The following is a 16,327-nucleotide window of genomic DNA, read 5'->3' as shown; positions in this document are numbered from 1 at the left end:
GCCCTGGCAGTCCAGCTCAGTCCTGCGGCATCAGCGGCTGGGCGGTGTCCTGGGCGGTCTTCAGGACCGCGCGCGGGTCGCCGTCGCCGAAGACGGCTTCCGTCACCGCTTCCTTCATCATGTTCTCGACCTGACGATAGTTCGGACCGGGGAAGGCGACGTTCGGGGTCAGCCGGTCGAGCTGGTCGATATTGGCCTGGAACTTCGGATTGGCGGCCATCCAGTCCTTCAGGTAGCGCGGATCCTCGACCGTCGAGGGGCGCAGCGGCAGGTAGCCGATCTTCGACGTGATGATCGAGTAGGCCTCGTCCGAGGTCAGGAACTTCATCAGCTCCCAGGACGCACGCTGCTTCACCGGATCCTGCGAGAACATGAAGATCGCGGAGCCGGAATTGGTCGGCGCGGTCGGCTTGTCGCCGAAGGACGGCATCGGCGCCAGGCCAAGCTCGAAATTGCCCTTCGCGGCGGTCTCGAAGCGGCTGAGCACGGCCGAGGTGAACAGGAACATGCCGAGATTGCCCGAGGCGAAGGTGTCCATGTGCGCGCCGACGTCGATGCGGGCATGCGCGCCCGAATCCATCAGATCGCGCAGCATCGCCACCGCATCGGCCTGGTCCTTGTCGGCGAAGGTGAGCGTGTTGCCGTCGCGCACCTTGCCGCCGCCGTTCGACATGACGATTGCCTGGTAGACGAAGGTGCCGTCGATCGGCCCGTAGGCGCCGGGGAAGAAGCCGTGCTTGCCGGTCTTCTCGGCGATCGCCATGCCGGCCGCCTTGACCTCGTCCCAGGTGCGCGGCGCCTTTTCCGGATCGAGGCCGGCGGCGCGGAACAGGTCGCGGTTGATGAACATCACCGGCGTGGAGAACACATAGGCCAGGCCGTAGGTCTTGCCGTTGACCGCGCCGAGCGCCAGGCCGTTGGGCACGAAGCCCTCGGCGTGCGCCGAAAGCTCATCGCCCGCCAGATCTTCCAGCGGCTGCGCGCCAAGCTGCTCGGCGGCGTAGATCAGGTCGCGGAAGACGAGCTGCGCCACGTCGACCTCCAGGCCGGCCACCATGTCGGCCTGGACGCGCGACAGCACCTCGTTGGAGGGCGCTGCGATCGGCTCGACCTTGACGTTGGGATTGGCCGCCTCGAAGCGGGCGATCAGGTCGAGCGTCGCCTCGCGGCCGAGACCGGCCGAGGCCAGGTTGTAGTTGTAGAAGGTGATGGTCACCGGCTTGTCGATAGCGGGTGCCATCTGCGCCTGCGCGGCACCGGAGAAGCCGCCGGCCAGAAGACCGGTCGAGAGTGCGAGTGCCAGGAAATGTCTTCGGATCATCGGGTAGGCCCTTTCGTTCGTGGGAGGTTCACTCGGCCGCGGCCTGCACCGGCGCGGCGCGCTGGAGCATGAGGTCCAGCGGGTAGACGTTGAGTTCGGCGCGGTCGGCCGGCAGCGGCACGAAGGCCACCGTGAGCCCGCTCTTGCGGATCGTGCCGATGGCGAAGGACGAGCCGCGCACCATCCGCAGCACGTCGCTGCGCAGGATGTCGGTGGCGGCGTGCTGGCCCATGCCGACGACGACCGGAATGCCGTGCCAGGAGGAGACGCGGTCGTGATGGATGTGGCCGGACAGGATGCCGATCACGTTGCGGCCCTTCAGCATCTCGGCGAGCCGCTGCGACTGGTCGAAATGCACCGTGCGCCAGTGCGCCCAGTCCGGCGCATCGCCGAGTGCCGGCGGATGGTGCGAGACGATCAGCTTCGGGAGCTCGGGGTGGCGGTCGAGCGCGTCGGCCAGCCAGGCGAACTGCGCCTCGTCGATCGAGCCGCCGATGAAGCCGGGCGTGCTGGAATCGAGGGTGACGACATGGATGCCGTCGATGACGGCGTCGTGGTCGTAGGGCTGGGCGAGATCGTCCTCGCGGCCGAGCAGGCCGCGGTAGAAGCCCTCGCGGGTGTCGTGGTTGCCGAGGGCATAGACGACCGGCATGTCGAGCGCCGCCATCAGTTCCTTCAGCACGGCGTAGCTTTCCGCGTCACCGCGGTTGGAGAGGTCACCGCTCGCCACGACGAAGCTCGGCTTCGGCTCGATGGTGCCGACCAGCCGCACGATCTCGGAGAGCGTCGCGCGCGTGTCCGAAAACAGGTGATCGTCCTGCGCCGGATCGCCGATGTGGAGGTCGGTCAGGTGTATGAAAGTGACGTCGCGCGCCATGGGGCTTCTCCGGAAGGTTTCGGTGTCGGGATGGGTGCTGCCTCCGGCTCGACGCGCCGGCCGTCGCCGAGAAAGGCGTGGACCGCCGAGGGCGGAGCCTTCAGGCAGACGGGGCCGGAAGGGATCGCGGTGGCGGCCGGCAGCGCCACCGCAACGGCGTTGCCCTCGACCGTGCCGTGCCAGTGCAGCTCGTTGCCGAGATCCTCGAGAATGTCGGGCTGGAAGGGGATCGCGCCGTCCGTCTCGCGGCCGGCGACGAGGCCGAGGTCGCCGGGCCGCAGGCCGATCTCGATGGCCGATCCGGCGGGAAGGTCGAAGGTGAGCTCGGGCCACGGCGCGCGCCCGCCCGCGAGGACCGCCCTGCCCCGCCGGTCAATCCCGGCGGGCAGGAAGTTCATCGGCGGCGAGCCGAGGAAATTGGCGACGAAGCGGCTCTTCGGCCGCCGGAACACCTCGGCCGGCGTGCCCACCTGCTCGATCACACCCTGGTTCATCACCACGAGGGTGTCGGCAAGCGTCATCGCCTCGACCTGATCGTGGGTGACGAAGACGCTGGTGGTCTTCAGCTCGCGGTGCAGCCGCTTGATCTCCAGCCGCATCTGGATCCTGAGCTTGGCGTCGAGGTTCGACAGCGGCTCGTCGAAGAGGAAGATGCCGGGCTGGCGCACCATGGCGCGACCCATCGCCACCCGCTGCCGCTGCCCGCCGGAGAGTTGCGAGGGCTTGCGGTCGAGGAGGTCGCCCAGCCCCAGCATCGCCGCCACCCGGCCGATCCGTTCCCTGCGCTCGGCCTTGGCGACGCCGGCCACCTTGAGCGCATAGCCGATGTTCTCGGCCACCGTCATGTGCGGGTAGAGCGCGTAGTTCTGGAACACCATGGCGCAGCCGCGGCGACCGGGCTCGACGTCGTTGACCACGCGACCGTCGATGGCGATCTCGCCCGCGGTGATGTCCTCGAGCCCGGCGATCATCCGCAGCAGCGTGGACTTGCCGCAGCCCGACGGGCCGAGGATGACCAGGAAGCTGCCGTCCTCGACGGAAAGATCCAGGCCGCGCACGGCCGGCGTCCTGCCGTAGAGCTTGTGGACGTTGGTGATGTCGATCGAGGCCATGCCGCCGCCCGTTCTCTTGCGTCGGGGGCATCGGTATGCCGCTGCTGTTGCCGCGGCATGACAGGTTTCGGACGCCGTTCGAATTCCGGCGCCGAGATCGCCGGGCGCGCTTCAGCCGCGCGGGCTCAGCACAGGCGGCGGAACATCGGCGCCACCACCTCGACGATCCGCGCGATCACCACCTCCGGATCGGAGAAGTCGATCGCATGACCGGTCAGCACCTCGTTGCGCACCCGGCTGCGCGTCACCTGCGAGCGGATGCCGAGCGCGCAGCTCATGCGCCAGCCGATGGCGGCATCGTCGAGCCACGGCGCCAGCTGGCGCAGATAGACCATGAAGGCCTTGTGGTGCTCCACCCCCTCGATGATCGCCCGGTAGATCTCGGGATCGCGGCTGCGCTGCGACATCGCGTTGAAATGGGCGAGCACGCGGTAGCGCGAGGTGGGCTCGAGGCTCCAGCGCACCGAAGGGCCGACGAGCGCCACGATCACGTCCTCGAGGTCCGGCGGCTCCGGATGGCGCTTCTGCACCGCCCGGTTCAGCAGGTTCATGCGCTCCTGGTTCAGCCTGCGGTAGACGCGCTCGGCGGTGGCGACGATCAGGCGCTCCTGCGAGCCGAAATGGTAGCTGACGGAGGACGGCGCCACCCCCGCTTCCGTCGCAAGGCGGCGCACGGTCAGGTCGTCGACGCAATCGACCTCGCAAAGCAGCCGCTCGCAGGCATCGAGCAGGCGGACGGACGTGTGGTTCATGGCGGGGCACTCCATCGATCCAGCATCGCGGCAGCTTATGCCGCCTCGGCGAATGCTGGATGACTGCCGGCCGCGAATGCAGGGCCTGACACCGGATTCGGTTGCAGAGAGCTGAAGCGACGGACCGGCATCGGCATGGAGTAGCCGACGGTACACACCCACCGAACCAGCGGCGGCGGACGTCCGCAGCCGCCTTGTCGGGATAGGCGGGCCGAAGCGAATGCGCTCCGATCGGCCAGTCAAGGCTCCGTGATCGGGACCCTTGTGAACGCGATGGCCAGCCTGCCGCTCGGCTGGAAATGGAACCGCCCGAACTCCGGCGGCCCGTCGCTGGCGATCGTCAGACGGAACCCCGACACCAGCTCGTCCACGAAGACCTCGCCGAGCGCATGGGTCCAGTCGACGCCAAGGCAGCGGTGCTTGTCCAGGCCGAAGGGGGCGTAGTCGCCTGCGCCGACCCCTCCCCCCATGAAGCGTCGGCAGTCGTGCCGGAAAGGATCGTCGAAGATGCGGGGGTCGTGATGGGCCTCCCAGACGCAGATCCGGACATGACTGTCCCTGGGAATGAAGATGCCGTCGAAGACGATGTCGCGCGTCGCCACCCGCAGCAGCAGTTCGCTCTGTTCCATCCGCAGCGTCTCGCGCACGATCGCCAGGGCCGGCCGAACCGCACCCGCTCCACCGGCCGGATGGCTGCGCGCGAAGTCCGCGATCATCGGATCGTCCGCCACATGTTTCAGCAGCCAGACGCACAGCCCGCCGAGATCGTAGCTGGCGACCACGACCATCTGGATCAGGTTGCCGAGCACGGTTTCGTCCAGGGTATTGGCGCGGACGAAGTGGCCGAGCAGGCCGGGCGGCGACGAATGCTCCTTCAGCGCCTGCGCATGTCCGGCCACCAGCGCGTGGATCCCGTGGTAGGCGCGGCGGTGGCGTCATCGCACCACCAGGAAGGCACCGTCCGGAGCATAGGCGGCGCAGCCGGCGGCCACCCGCCGCGCGAGGTCCGAGCCCGGCTCGACGCCGAGGACGAACCACAGCATGAGATCCATCGCCAGGCTCCTGATGCGGCTGCGGATGGCCTCGACGGCGACCGGCTGCGGCGCTTCCGCCATGCCTGCCAGGCAGGTCCGGACGGCCTGGCGGACGATCGGGTCATCGGACCGGATCGGTGTGGCCCGGAACGCCTCGGCGAAAAGCTTGCGGTAGAACTTGTGCGGCGCACCTTCCAGGGCGCGCAGGAAGCCGTGCGGGAACAGTGACGAGAGATCAGGCGTGGCGGCCCTCATGTCGCCTTCGTGCTCGGAAAGGAACCTGCGCGACAGGGCATGGCCGACGATGCATGTCGTCAGCTTGTGCGGCATCCAGACCTTGAAGACCGGCCCGAATGCCTGCGCCCGCTCCATCAGGAACCTCTGATCGTGTCGGGGATCGTCCTCCATCACGGTCAGCGGGCCTGGGGCGAGCCGCGCACCCGCAGCGGAGGCTCTCCGTCCGGCACGGATTTCCCAAAGCATCTTCTGAAGCACGCGCCTGTAGTTCGAGAAGGTCAAGAAACCCGCCATCCATGCCCGCCTGATGCGCCGGTCGAGAATGAGCGTTCGTCGCCGCTCGATCAACGGGTTCTGGAGCCTACAGGATTGAAAGCGGGCCGGAAGCTACGATCATCCCCGGCTTTCGCCGCCCGCGGATGATGCGCCTAATCCCGCGAACCCCGCTCGGGACGCTGCCTGAGACGGCAGCGCAACGAAGCCTCTTGCGCAGTTGTAGGATGACAGTATGATCTGATTACGTAATGAAGGGTTTCCCTTGCTCGCCCCAGCCGCCACCCCTGCCCTGGAAAGCCTCCGCGCTGATCTCGAAGGATCGCTGGGTGCAGCGGCCGTGCTCGTCCGGCCGGAGGACAAGGCCGGCTACCTGACCGACTGGTCGGGCGACTGGACGGGCGATGCCGTCGCGGTGGCGCGACCCGGCTCCGTCGCGGAGGTTCAGGCCTGCGTGGACATCTGCCGCCGGCACGGGATCGGCATCGTGCCGCAAGGCGGGAATTCGGGGCTGGTCGGGGCTGGGTTCCCGCCCGCCTCCGGCCAGGCCATGGTGATCGTCAGCCTGTCGCGGCTGAACGCCATCCGCCGGGCCGATGCCGCGAATGCGACGCTCGACCTCGACGCCGGCTGCACGCTGCAGATGGCGAAGGACGCCGCGGAGGCGATCGGCCTGCAGTTTCCGCTTGCCCTCGGCGCGCAGGGCAGCTGCCAGGTCGGCGGCAACGCGGCCACCAATGCGGGCGGCGTCAACGTGCTGCGCTTCGGCATGGCGCGCGACCTGATCCTGGGGCTCGAGGCGGTGCTGCCCGACGGCTCGCTGTGGAGCTCCATGCGCGGCCTGCGCAAGGACAATCGCGGCTACGACCTGAAGCAGCTCTTCATCGGCTCGGAAGGCACGCTGGGCATCGTCACCGGGCTCTGCCTGAAGCTGCATCCGAAACCGGCGACGATCGAAACCGCCTATCTCGGCGTCGGATCCGTCGAGGACGCCATGGCGATCAGCGCCCTGGCGCGCGGCGAACTTTCCGAACTCGTCACCGCCTTCGAGATCATCGGCACCGAATGCCTGGCGCTGACGCGGCTGGTCGACGCGGATCTCGCCTCCCCCGTCTCGCCGGCCTTTCCCGTGCACGTGCTGATCGAGCTCTCCTGCGGCCGGCGCCTGGACGGCCGCGCGCTGCTGGAGGGGTTTCTGGCCGACATGATCGCGCAGGGCCTCGCCAGCGATGCTGTGGTGGCGCAGAGCGGCAGGCAGGCGCGCCGCTTCTGGGCCATCCGGGAGGGGCTCGTCGAGGGCCAGGCGCGACGCGGCTACCATGTCCGCAGCGACGTCTCGGTGCGGCTCGGCGACGTGCCGGCCTTCGTCGCCGCGGCGCGCGCCTTCGCCGCCCGCGACTGGCCCGACTGGGTACCACAGGTTTACGGCCATGCCGGCGACGGCAACATCCATTTCAATCTTCTCCCGCCGATCGACATGCCGCGCCGGGACGCTCAGGACCTGGGCCGGCGCATCACCGCAGGCCTCTTTGCGATCGTGGAAGCGTTCCACGGGTCGATCAGCGCCGAACACGGCATCGGCCGCGCCCGCACCGGCGCCTTCTGGGATGGGTTGAGCGAGGTGGAGAGACGGACGATGCGCGCGGTGAAGGACGCGCTCGATCCGCTTGTCCTGATGAACCCGGGATGCCTCATTCCACTCGCGGAGGAAAAAGCATGAGAGAACGGTCAAGCAGCATCGGTGTGTTCGAGGCGCTTCCCGGGCGGGTCGCGGCCCTGCTGTCGCGCGAGATCGAGACCGGCGGTTTCCAGGCCGGCCACCGGCTGCCGACCGAACAGCAGCTGGCGGACCGCTTCGGCGTCAGCCGCAACGTCGTGCGCGAGGCCGTGGCGCAGCTGCGTGCCGACGGCGTCATCGAGGCGCGCCAGGGGGTCGGCGCCTTCGTGCTGGCGCCCGAGCATCGCGCCGCGATCCGCATCGACCGCGATGCGCTGAAGGACGGCGACAACATGGAGCGGCTGTTCGAGCTGCGCTGCATCCTGGAAGCGGAGGCGGCGGCACTGGCCGCCGAACGCCGGACGACCGGACACCTCGTCGCCATCAGGGCCGCGCTCGACCGCATGAGCGGCGAGGAACGCTGGGAGGACGGCAGCATCGAGGCCGACCTCGCCTTCCATCGCGAAATCGCGCGGGCGACCGGCAACGGCTACATCCACACCTTCATCTCCTTCATCTGCGAGCAGATCCGCCGCTCGATCCACTATGCCCGCGCGGTCAACCCGCTGCATGATCTCGTCGACGTCAATGTCGGCGAGCACGTGCTGATCTACGAGGCGCTGGTGGCCGGCGATGCAGACGCCGCAGCGGACGCCATGCGCGCCCACATCATCGGCGCGGCCGAGCGCGTCGGCGTCAGCCTGAAGAACGCCAGGAACAACCACGAAGCCGGGGAAAGCCAGCCATGACCTTCGGAACGGAGCACCGCATCTCCGACATCTGCCTTCTGGTGGAGGACATCCAGAAGACGGTCGACTTCTACGTCGACAGGCTCGGCTTCCGGCTGCGCCGCCGCGCGGAGGGTTTCGCCGATTTCCACGGCGAGGGCGTCACGCTCGCCGCCTGGGAGATCGGCCACATCAGCCGCCACACCGGCGTCTCGGACGTTCGCGCGCCGCGTTCGGCCCACAAGGCCTGCGTGGCGGTCCGGCTCGACGCGCCGGCCGAGATCGACCGGGTCCATGGCGAGCTGTCGGCGAAGGGCGTGCCCTTCCAGGGCCCGCCGGCAGACTATGTCTGGAACGCGCGCTGCGCCTATTTCACCGATCCCGACGGCACGCTCTGGGAACTCTACGCCTGGCTCGACGGCGGCCCCGGCGACTATCACGACGAACAGCCGTGACCCACTCCCCCGGACATGGGACCGGCGGGACGCAACAATGACAAGGGGAACGATCATGACAGCATTCTCGAACCACCGCATCGACCGCAGAACCCTCCTTCGATCCGGCGCCGCGGCAGGCCTGCTCGCCTTCGCGCCCGGCATCCAGCTGCTTTCCGCGACGTCCGCCAGGGCCGCTGCCAAGCTGGTCATCCAGTATGACTGGCTGATGTCGAACGGCCAGATCGGCGACATCGTCGCGATGAAGAACGGCTACTTCGAGGAGGCCGGCTTCGAGGTCACGTTCAGCCCGGGCGGCCCGAACTCCGCCACCGTTCCGCCGGTGATCTCGGGCGCTGCCCAGCTCGGACAGTTTTCCGAGACGCCGCAGCTCTTCGCCGCCCGCGCCGGCGGCGTTCCCGTCCGCATCATCGCCTGCGGCTTCCGCACCGGCCCCTATGCGCTGACCTCGAAGCCCGGCAAGCCGATCAACGCCGTGGCCGACCTGAAGGGCAAGACGATCGGCATCCAGCCGACCGCCCGCTTCCTGATGGATGCCATCCTGTCGAAGAACGGCATCGCGCCCGCCGACGTGAACGTCGTCAATGTCGGCTTCGACAAGGGCCCGCTGGTGCGCGGCGAGGTGGATGCCATCGGCGGCTGGATCACCAACACCCAGGCGCTGTCTGTCGTCGGCGAGGATCGCATCGACCTCCTCGTCCGCGACCTCGGCCTCGATTCCTACGCCAACGTCTACTTCGCCACCGACGGCGCGGTGGAGAGCGACGCCGAGACGCTGGCGAAATTCCTCGGCGCGGCGGCCAAGGGCTGGGGCTTCGTCCACGCCAACCCGCAGGAGGCCGTCAAGATGATGGTCGAAGCCTATCCGGAGATGGATCTCGGCTGGGAAGAGAAGACCATCGACCTGATCCTGAAGCTCTCCTTCGACGAGAACACCGCCGCCGGCGGCTGGGGCACGTTCAGCCCCGAATCCCTCGACAGCCAGCTGACGCTGCTGGACAAGGTCGGGCAATATCCGAACGGCCGCCCGAAGACCGAAGACGTCTACACGACGAAGATCCTCGACCTGACGGCCGACAGCCGGCCGAAGCTCGCAGCTCCCGGCGCCTGAGCCGATGCCGGACGCCGTTCGGGCAGTCGGTCTCGACGTCGGCTATCCGACGGCCAGGGAACCCGTCACCGTCATCACCGGCCTCGACCTCGTGGTCGAGGCCGGTTCCTTCCTGTCGATCCTCGGCCCCTCGGGCTGCGGCAAGTCGACCCTGCTGCGCGTGGTGGCCGATCTGCTGCCGCCGCTCGCCGGAACCGTCGAGGTGCTCGGCGCAACCGCCGCGGCGGTGCGCAGCCGTCGCGACGTCGCCTTCGTCTTCCAGGATTCCACGCTTCTGCCCTGGCGCACGGTCCGGCAGAACGTCTGCCTGCCGCTCCAGGTCGCGCGGTCGCGGCTCACCCGCGCGATCTCCGACCGGAGCGAGGCCCTGCTCGACCTGATGGGCCTGTCGGGCTTCGGCGACCGCTATCCCAACCAGCTCTCCGGCGGGCAGCGCCAGCGCGTCGCCATCGCGCGGGCGCTGATGGGCGAACCGAAGCTGCTGCTGATGGACGAGCCGTTCGGGGCGCTCGACGAGATCACCCGCGACCGGCTGAACGACGAACTGCTGAACCTTTGGCGACGAACCGGCACGACGATCCTCTTCGTCACCCACTCCATCGCCGAGGCGGCCTATCTCGGCGAGCGCGTTCTCGTGCTGGCCGCCAATCCGGGCCGCATCTGCCTCGACCGCGACCTGAAACCCGTCAAGCAGCCGCAGAACCGCTGCACGCGCGAGGACCCCGCCCTTGTTGCCGTGATGGCCGAGCTGCGCGCGGCGCTTGCGGAGGCATCATGACACCGCTCCCGCCGCTTGCCCGCACCGTGCTGCCCTTTGCCGGCGCCGCGTCGCTCATCGTCGCCTGGCAGTATCTGCTGCCCATGGCCGGCGTGCCCGCCTACATCGTGCCGACGCCGACCGCGGTGCTTGCCGTGCTGGCGCGCGACGCCACCCTGCTGACCGGCCATTTCTGGCCGACCGCGCTCGAGGCCGGCGCCGGCTTCCTGATCGGCAACCTCGCCGCGATCCTGCTCGCCGTCGTCTTCGTGCACAGCCGCGTGCTGCAGGCCGCCTATTTTCCCGTCGTGCTGTTCTTCAACACCATCCCGATCCTGGCACTCTCGCCCATCATCATCCTGATCTTCGGGCTCGGCATGACGCCCAAGATCGTCATCGCCGCGGTGATCTGCTTCTTCCCGACGCTGATCAACATGATCCGCGGCCTCGATTCGGCCGGCCCCAGCGAGCACGAGCTGTTTCGCATGCTCTCGGCCAGCCGCTGGGAAGTGTTCTGGCGCCTGCGCCTGCCGCGCTCGCTGCCGCTGCTGTTCTCCTCGCTGCGCATCAGCTCGGCCACCGCCGTCATCGGCGCCATCGTCGGCGAATGGATCGGCTCCGACAAGGGCCTCGGCGCGCTGATCATCCAGGCGACCTTCAACTACCAGTCCGACCGCCTCTACGCCGCGATCGTGCTCTCCTCGCTGCTCGCCATCGGCATCTTCGCCGTCGTGGTTGCGGCGGAGAAGGTGATCGTGCGGGAGGGATAGGGCGGGGGATGGAGGGCTGTTGTGTCGGTTGGAGTGGAGCTTGGCTGGGGAACCTGGACTTTAAGCAGGGAGGGTGGAAGGCGGACCTAAGTCATTGGCGGGAAAGAAAAAGCTTGTGATTCATGGGGTTACTGATACGAGGGTGCTAATGAATGGTGCTAATGTTTGCACTACGAATAAGGCGAACGCACCATGTCCAAGCTTCATCGTCGCGGCGCCATCTACTACGAGATCATTGCCATTCCGACTGACCTCCAGGGCGTCCTTGGGAAGAAGCAGAAGTGGGTTTCGCTCCGCACGCCCGATCGCAAGCAGGCGCTTCGTCGCCAACCCGCGGTTAGGGATGAGTGGACGGCGATCTTCGACGACATGCGCCGTCGGCGCCATCTGACCGACGAGGACATCTCCACGGCTGTATGGGAACATTACTCGACCAAGATTGAGGAAGGGGACCGCGAGCGAGCGACCCGTCCGACCGCCGCGCAGATAGACGCCGCAGAAGAGAAGGCCCTGCTCGACGCCAACCGTGCTGGCGTGACTGGGCTCATTGCCTCGATTAATGCCATGACCGATGTCGAAATCCTTGCCGGCAGAGCAGGCTGGGATGCACGCCGCCGATCAGCAAGGCTGAACCGCCTTCGTTCGGATCTCGTAAGTGGCGATACCCGTCTGATCGAGGCTGAGGCGGATCGCTTCCTCGCCAAGCATGCCTTCGCGATCGATCATGGCAGCGTGCTCTACCGCGACCTTTGCCAGAAGCTCATGCGCGCCGACATCGAGCAGTTGGAGCGACGGTCCGAACGGGATCGGGGGGACTATTCTGGCAAGCCGAAAGACCCGGTTGTTGTCGAGCCTGTCCAAAAGTTGGAAGCGAAAGATTCCAGCGGCGAACGCATCATGGATCTCTTCGCGAAGTATGAGACCGAAAATCCGAACAGCATTCGGCTAGAAACGTTCACCCAAGCCCGCCGCGATGTGCAGCACTTCACCGACTTCGTAGGAATGCGGATCAGCGCATCAAAGATAGACAAAAAGATGATCCGGGAGTGGAAGGCGGTTCTCGCCGAATGGCCGGTAAAGGCAAGCGAGACCGCTATATTCCAAGGGCTCGGCATTCGCGAGATCATCGACGCCAATAGGGCGCTCCTACAGCCGAAGCCGGCACTGACCCGCAACACGATCCGGCGATATCTCGCGAGCCTTGGTGGCTTCTGCCGCTGGCTCGTCACCAATGACTATCTCGTCTCGAATCCTGTCGCCGACATGCTTCCAAAAAAGAATGGCCCGGCGATCAAAAGAAACACCTTCGACGACGACGCGATCCGGACCTTGTTCACATCGCCGCTGTTCACGACCTGCAAGAGCGAGCACTGGCGCGACGTGGACAAGCTGGGCAACGTCGCGGTGCGCGATCACCGCTACTGGATTCCCTGGATCATGCTCTTCAGTGGCGCCCGCCCCGCCGAAGTCGCGCAGCTTCATGCCGAGGACGTGCGCGAGATGCATGGGATCTGGATCATGCACATCACGGAAGAGGGTCGAGGAGCGAAAAGAACCAAGAACAAGGGATCGATGCGCGTCGTGCCCGTCCACCCAAAGCTGATCGAGCTCGGTTTTCTCGATCACTGCAAGCGAATGGCCGCTGCGGACGAGAAGCAGGTGTTTCCCGAGATCGAGATCCCCGAGACCGGACAGATCGCCGCGCAGTTCTCGCGGGAGTTCAACCGGTATCTGGCAGGAGTGGGGGTCAAGCCAGGCAAGGATATCGTTACCTATAGCCTTCGCCACACGTTCATTGATCGCGCCCGGCTTGCTGGATTCATGGATGACGAGATCGGCACAGTCGTGGGACACGGCAAGGCGTCAATGACTGGCCGCTACGGAAATGAACAGGAAGGAACACTAAAGAGAAGGGCAGAGATTGTGTCGTCCGTGAAATACGCATCAATAGCGCGATAATATATTTCGGGTCCGAGTGTATTTAATTTATGAGAGTGCGAACAAGTCCTATTTTCTGTTGCTATAACGAATACATAGAGTTCGTAACAGAAGGTTCAAGACATTGTCTAACGGAAAGCCCTACGCCGAAACGCGCGTCGCCAAGTTCATTGACCGCCGCATCCTCGAGCTCAGCCCCAAGAAATCCCAGCACGAGATCGCCATCGATGCCGGCTTCAAGACGCCGAACGTGCTCTCGATGCTGAAGACCGGAACCGCCAAGGTCCCGCTCGACCGGGTGCCCGCGCTGGCCAAGGCCCTCGAGTGCGACGCAAGGTTCCTGTTCCGCCTTGCGCTGGAACAGCTCGGTGGCAGCATGACGCCGAGTGCCATCGACGAGATCTTCGGCACCATCGTCACCGAGAACGAGGTCGGCTGGCTGAAGGCGATCCGCGAGTTCTCGGAGGGCGCCGACCCGAGGCTGACCCAGCGGGCGCTCGCAGCACTGCGTGCGATCTTCGGGAAGTGACCATGTCTGATCTGACCATCGCTTCGCGCGCCGATCTGGTCGAGCGCATGAACAGGCCGATCACCGAGAACGAGCGCTTCTGGATCGAGGTCATCCGGCTGGCTTCCCACGATGGCGACCCGGCCCCGACCTTGGCCCGGACGCAGGCGCTGCGGCAGGTGTTCAGGACGTAGAGCGGAATTCGACAGGGCGGCGTGCCGGCAGGCGCGCCCCCTTCCCCGCGCCTCCCCATTCTCATTGGAATCCGGCATGACCGACCTCATCCCGCAGCGCCTGGCGCTGCTAATCGACATCGACAATGGCAGCGCGGCTGCCATCGACGGCGTCCTGGCCGAACTCGAGCGCTACGGCCGCAGCGACATTCGCCTTGGCTTCGGCGACTACGAGCACACCAGCGCCGCCTGGCGCGAGGCGTGCATCCGCTGTGCAATCGAGCTGCGCCACTACCCGGTGTTGGCCATGGGATCCAAGAACGCCGCTGACATTGCCCTCGTCATCGCCGCTATGGATCTGCTTCACGGCGGCGGCGTCGACGGCTTCGCGATCGTCTCCAGCGACACCGACTTCGTCCGGCTCGGCACGCGCATCAGAGAGGCAGGCCTGCCGGTCTATGGCTTCGGCCCCTGGGGAACGTCCGAGCGATTCCGGAAGGCCTGCACGCGCTTCCTCTTCAGCGAGAACCTGATGCCGGACACGCCCGCTCATCCTGCCATCATCGGTCGCAGGCCGCTGCAAGAGCCGCGCGATGCCGGCAACGAGATCCGGGACGCGATTGCGCGTCTGCATCCCGGTGTCGGTGGCTGGGTCGGCGTCGAGGATCTCGATCGCGAGCTGGTCAGGCACGCGCCCGATTTCGATCCCCGCACCTATGGCAAGCGCACGCTGCTCGAACTTCTGAAGGCCCAGAGGCGGCTCACCGTGAGCCAGTATCCGGTCGGGCATTGGAGGGTGCGATTGATGTCTGGCGCCTCCAAGGTAGGCGGGATCTGATCTCTACTCACATTGCGGCACCGTCCCACCTTCAAATTGGCCAGTTCAATCACTCGCGGCATCGGCCGCCGACAGGATCCGAACCTGTGACCTCTGCCTGAAAGGACAGCACAATCTCCATGACGCTCGTGGTTGAAGCGCCGCGCCGCTTCGGCTATGAAGCCAATGCCCGTGCCGCTTTCTCGCGGCTCGGGCCGATGCGGAGACCCTGTCCCCGCGGCGCGCACCCGTAGATCAGCTGGATAGAGTGCTGCCCTCCGAAGAGTCCCCGGCTTGATCTGGGCGTTAACAATCCCTCCTTGCCGGCTCTAGCTTCCCCCGATTTGATACATCTTGGACTGGCGTTTACGGCACGAAACCGCCACTCTCGTGGACTTTGCGCCTCACTTGTGCTGCGCGAGAATGTAAAAAACGCTGGTGACGATCGGGGGAAATCGCCACCAGCGGCTTGGGGTCGGCATCCGGGCGAAAGATGCCGAGGCCTGGAGGCAGTGAGCGAAATGGAGGACGGTTTTCGCCGGGGAATGCCTCCAGGATCTGCGGATGCGGATAGTGCGAACCGGTCGGATCGCACCATGCATCAAAGGCCGTTCACGTCCTCCACGGTGCGGTGTTCCATGCCCGGCCAGTTGGCCTCAGCCTTGGCGATCGTGCCGGCCTTGTCCTTCTTGTAGGCCTCGAAGACATCGGCGTTGAGGAAGAGGTAGAGCTTGCCGTCGACGACATCGGCAAAGCGCGGGCTGCCGTCCAGCTTCAGGCCCTTGGCGACGCCGAAGGCGCAGAAGCCGCCATATTGCGGAATGAATGCTGCCGGATCGGCCTTGAACTGCTTCATCGTCTCCTTGGACGAGAAGTAATAGGCGACATTGTCATGCACGACGGTGAACTTGGCGTGGCCGGGGGTCACGTCGAGGCCGGTGAACAGGGCGACGGAATCGTTGCCGCGGAGCGCAACGCCCTGGCCGTCTACGGTGGTGCCGGTCGAGACGTTATATTCGTCGGCGGCGAATGCGGCCGAAGCGCCGGAGAGCGTGCCGATGACACAGGCAATCGCCATGATGGTGTTCAGGTTCTTCATGTCAGTCTTCCTTTTGGTTTGCGCCACGCGGGCGTCTGGGTGAAGCCGCCGGCGACATGCCGTCGGAACGATCCCCCGGAAACCGGCACGATCGATCCTGTGACCGCGAGGAGATCCTCGCCGTCCGCGCTGGCCCGGTCGGGTCGGCGGCAAAAGGTGGTGCTTGCGCGGCCCTAGAGGCCGAGGTCGCTCAGGCCCGGATGGGTTTCCGGACGCGGCCCGAGCGGCCAGTGGAACTTCCGGTCGGCACCGCCGATCGGCGCGTCGTTGATGCTGGCGACGCGGCGGCGCATCAGGCCGCGCTCGTCGAACTCCCACAATTCATTGCCGTAGGAGCGGAACCAGCTGCCGCTGTCGTCGCGCCATTCATAGGCGAAGCGGACCGCGATGCGGTTTTCGCGGAAGCCCCAGAGCTCCTTGACCAGGCGGTAGTCGAGCTCGCGGTCCCATTTGCGGGTCAGGAAGGCAACGATGGCGTCGCGGCCCTGAAGAAACTCGGCGCGGTTGCGCCAGTGGCTGTCCGGCGTGTAGGCGAGCGCGACGCGCTCCGGGTCGCGGCTGTTCCAGGCGTTTTCTGCGAGCCGGACCTTGCTTTCGGCATCTTCGACCTGCGTGAAAGGCGGCAGCGGCGGGCGTTCGGGTTCCATG

Annotated in this window: 18 protein-coding genes; 10 read left to right on the top strand and 8 right to left on the bottom strand. The window is 66.4% G+C overall.

Annotated features, from left to right (window positions below; translation table 11 throughout):
- Window positions 1–16: 16 nt before the first annotated feature.
- The 6 genes from N1F91_RS12985 to N1F91_RS12960 all read right to left on the bottom strand — a co-directional run bounded on the left by N1F91_RS12985 (window position 17) and on the right by N1F91_RS12960 (window position 5,627).
- A complete protein-coding gene (locus N1F91_RS12985) occupies window positions 17–1,321 on the bottom strand; it encodes an ABC transporter substrate-binding protein (protein WP_289992694.1) in 1,305 nt (434 codons plus the stop codon).
- A 28-nt stretch (window positions 1,322–1,349) separates the two neighbouring features.
- Window positions 1,350–2,198, bottom strand: coding sequence for a metallophosphoesterase (locus N1F91_RS12980; RefSeq protein WP_289992692.1), 849 nt, complete (start codon window positions 2,196–2,198; stop codon window positions 1,350–1,352).
- Window positions 2,168–3,310 (bottom strand): sn-glycerol-3-phosphate ABC transporter ATP-binding protein UgpC, encoded by a 1,143-nt coding sequence (ugpC, locus tag N1F91_RS12975; protein WP_289992689.1) that lies wholly within the window; start codon window positions 3,308–3,310, stop codon window positions 2,168–2,170. Before ugpC ends, N1F91_RS12980 begins: the two co-directional genes overlap by 31 nt.
- Window positions 3,311–3,435: 125 nt before the next feature.
- Window positions 3,436–4,062, bottom strand: a complete 627-nt coding sequence (locus tag N1F91_RS12970; RefSeq protein ID WP_289992685.1) for a TetR/AcrR family transcriptional regulator — start codon at window positions 4,060–4,062, stop codon at window positions 3,436–3,438.
- Window positions 4,063–4,301: 239 nt separating this feature from the next.
- The gene (locus N1F91_RS12965; protein ID WP_289992683.1) at window positions 4,302–4,961 is read right to left on the bottom strand and encodes a cytochrome P450; all 660 of its coding nucleotides are present in this window, start codon (window positions 4,959–4,961) and stop codon (window positions 4,302–4,304) included.
- Window positions 4,962–4,997: 36 nt separating this feature from the next.
- Window positions 4,998–5,627, bottom strand: a complete 630-nt coding sequence (locus tag N1F91_RS12960; protein ID WP_289992681.1) for a hypothetical protein — start codon at window positions 5,625–5,627, stop codon at window positions 4,998–5,000.
- A gap of 244 nt (window positions 5,628–5,871) precedes the next feature.
- Between N1F91_RS12960 and N1F91_RS12955 the strand changes: the two genes are divergently transcribed.
- From N1F91_RS12955 to N1F91_RS12910, 10 genes are all read left to right on the top strand, one after another.
- Entirely contained in the window at window positions 5,872–7,326 is a 1,455-nt protein-coding gene (locus N1F91_RS12955) for an FAD-binding oxidoreductase (protein ID WP_289992680.1), read from the top strand.
- Window positions 7,323–8,072: an FCD domain-containing protein gene (locus N1F91_RS12950; protein WP_289992678.1), complete on the top strand. Its 750-nt coding sequence runs from the start codon at window positions 7,323–7,325 to the stop codon at window positions 8,070–8,072. Before N1F91_RS12955 ends, N1F91_RS12950 begins: the two co-directional genes overlap by 4 nt.
- On the top strand, window positions 8,069–8,506 hold the full coding sequence (locus N1F91_RS12945; protein ID WP_289992676.1) for a VOC family protein: 438 nt from the start codon (window positions 8,069–8,071) through the stop codon (window positions 8,504–8,506). The genes N1F91_RS12950 and N1F91_RS12945 overlap by 4 nt, the downstream gene beginning before the upstream one ends.
- Before the next feature lie 55 nt (window positions 8,507–8,561).
- Complete coding sequence (locus N1F91_RS12940) at window positions 8,562–9,617, top strand: ABC transporter substrate-binding protein (protein WP_289992675.1); 1,056 nt, start codon at window positions 8,562–8,564, stop codon at window positions 9,615–9,617.
- Between the two features lie 4 nt (window positions 9,618–9,621).
- The gene (locus N1F91_RS12935; protein WP_289992674.1) at window positions 9,622–10,395 is read left to right on the top strand and encodes an ABC transporter ATP-binding protein; all 774 of its coding nucleotides are present in this window, start codon (window positions 9,622–9,624) and stop codon (window positions 10,393–10,395) included.
- Entirely contained in the window at window positions 10,392–11,144 is a 753-nt protein-coding gene (locus tag N1F91_RS12930; protein WP_289992672.1) for an ABC transporter permease, read from the top strand. The genes N1F91_RS12935 and N1F91_RS12930 overlap by 4 nt, the downstream gene beginning before the upstream one ends.
- Before the next feature lie 192 nt (window positions 11,145–11,336).
- Entirely contained in the window at window positions 11,337–13,103 is a 1,767-nt protein-coding gene (locus tag N1F91_RS12925) for a site-specific integrase (RefSeq protein WP_289992671.1), read from the top strand.
- A 103-nt stretch (window positions 13,104–13,206) separates the two neighbouring features.
- The gene (locus N1F91_RS12920) at window positions 13,207–13,611 is read left to right on the top strand and encodes an XRE family transcriptional regulator (protein ID WP_289992667.1); all 405 of its coding nucleotides are present in this window, start codon (window positions 13,207–13,209) and stop codon (window positions 13,609–13,611) included.
- 2 nt (window positions 13,612–13,613) lie between these two features.
- Window positions 13,614–13,784, top strand: coding sequence for a hypothetical protein (locus tag N1F91_RS12915; RefSeq protein ID WP_289992665.1), 171 nt, complete (start codon window positions 13,614–13,616; stop codon window positions 13,782–13,784).
- Window positions 13,785–13,860: 76 nt separating this feature from the next.
- The gene (locus tag N1F91_RS12910; RefSeq protein WP_289992664.1) at window positions 13,861–14,601 is read left to right on the top strand and encodes an NYN domain-containing protein; all 741 of its coding nucleotides are present in this window, start codon (window positions 13,861–13,863) and stop codon (window positions 14,599–14,601) included.
- A 580-nt stretch (window positions 14,602–15,181) separates the two neighbouring features.
- Here the strand turns inward: N1F91_RS12910 and N1F91_RS12905 are convergent.
- Window positions 15,182–15,679: a YHS domain-containing (seleno)protein gene (locus N1F91_RS12905; RefSeq protein WP_289992662.1), complete on the bottom strand. Its 498-nt coding sequence runs from the start codon at window positions 15,677–15,679 to the stop codon at window positions 15,182–15,184.
- Window positions 15,680–15,852: 173 nt separating this feature from the next.
- The gene (locus N1F91_RS12900; protein ID WP_289992661.1) at window positions 15,853–16,326 is read right to left on the bottom strand and encodes a nuclear transport factor 2 family protein; all 474 of its coding nucleotides are present in this window, start codon (window positions 16,324–16,326) and stop codon (window positions 15,853–15,855) included.
- Between the last annotated feature and the right edge of the window lies 1 nt (window position 16,327).

This window comes from Aquibium sp. ELW1220, assembly GCF_030398385.1.
GTDB lineage: Bacteria > Pseudomonadota > Alphaproteobacteria > Rhizobiales > Rhizobiaceae > Aquibium.
This window is presented reverse-complemented; position numbering and strand designations above follow the sequence as displayed.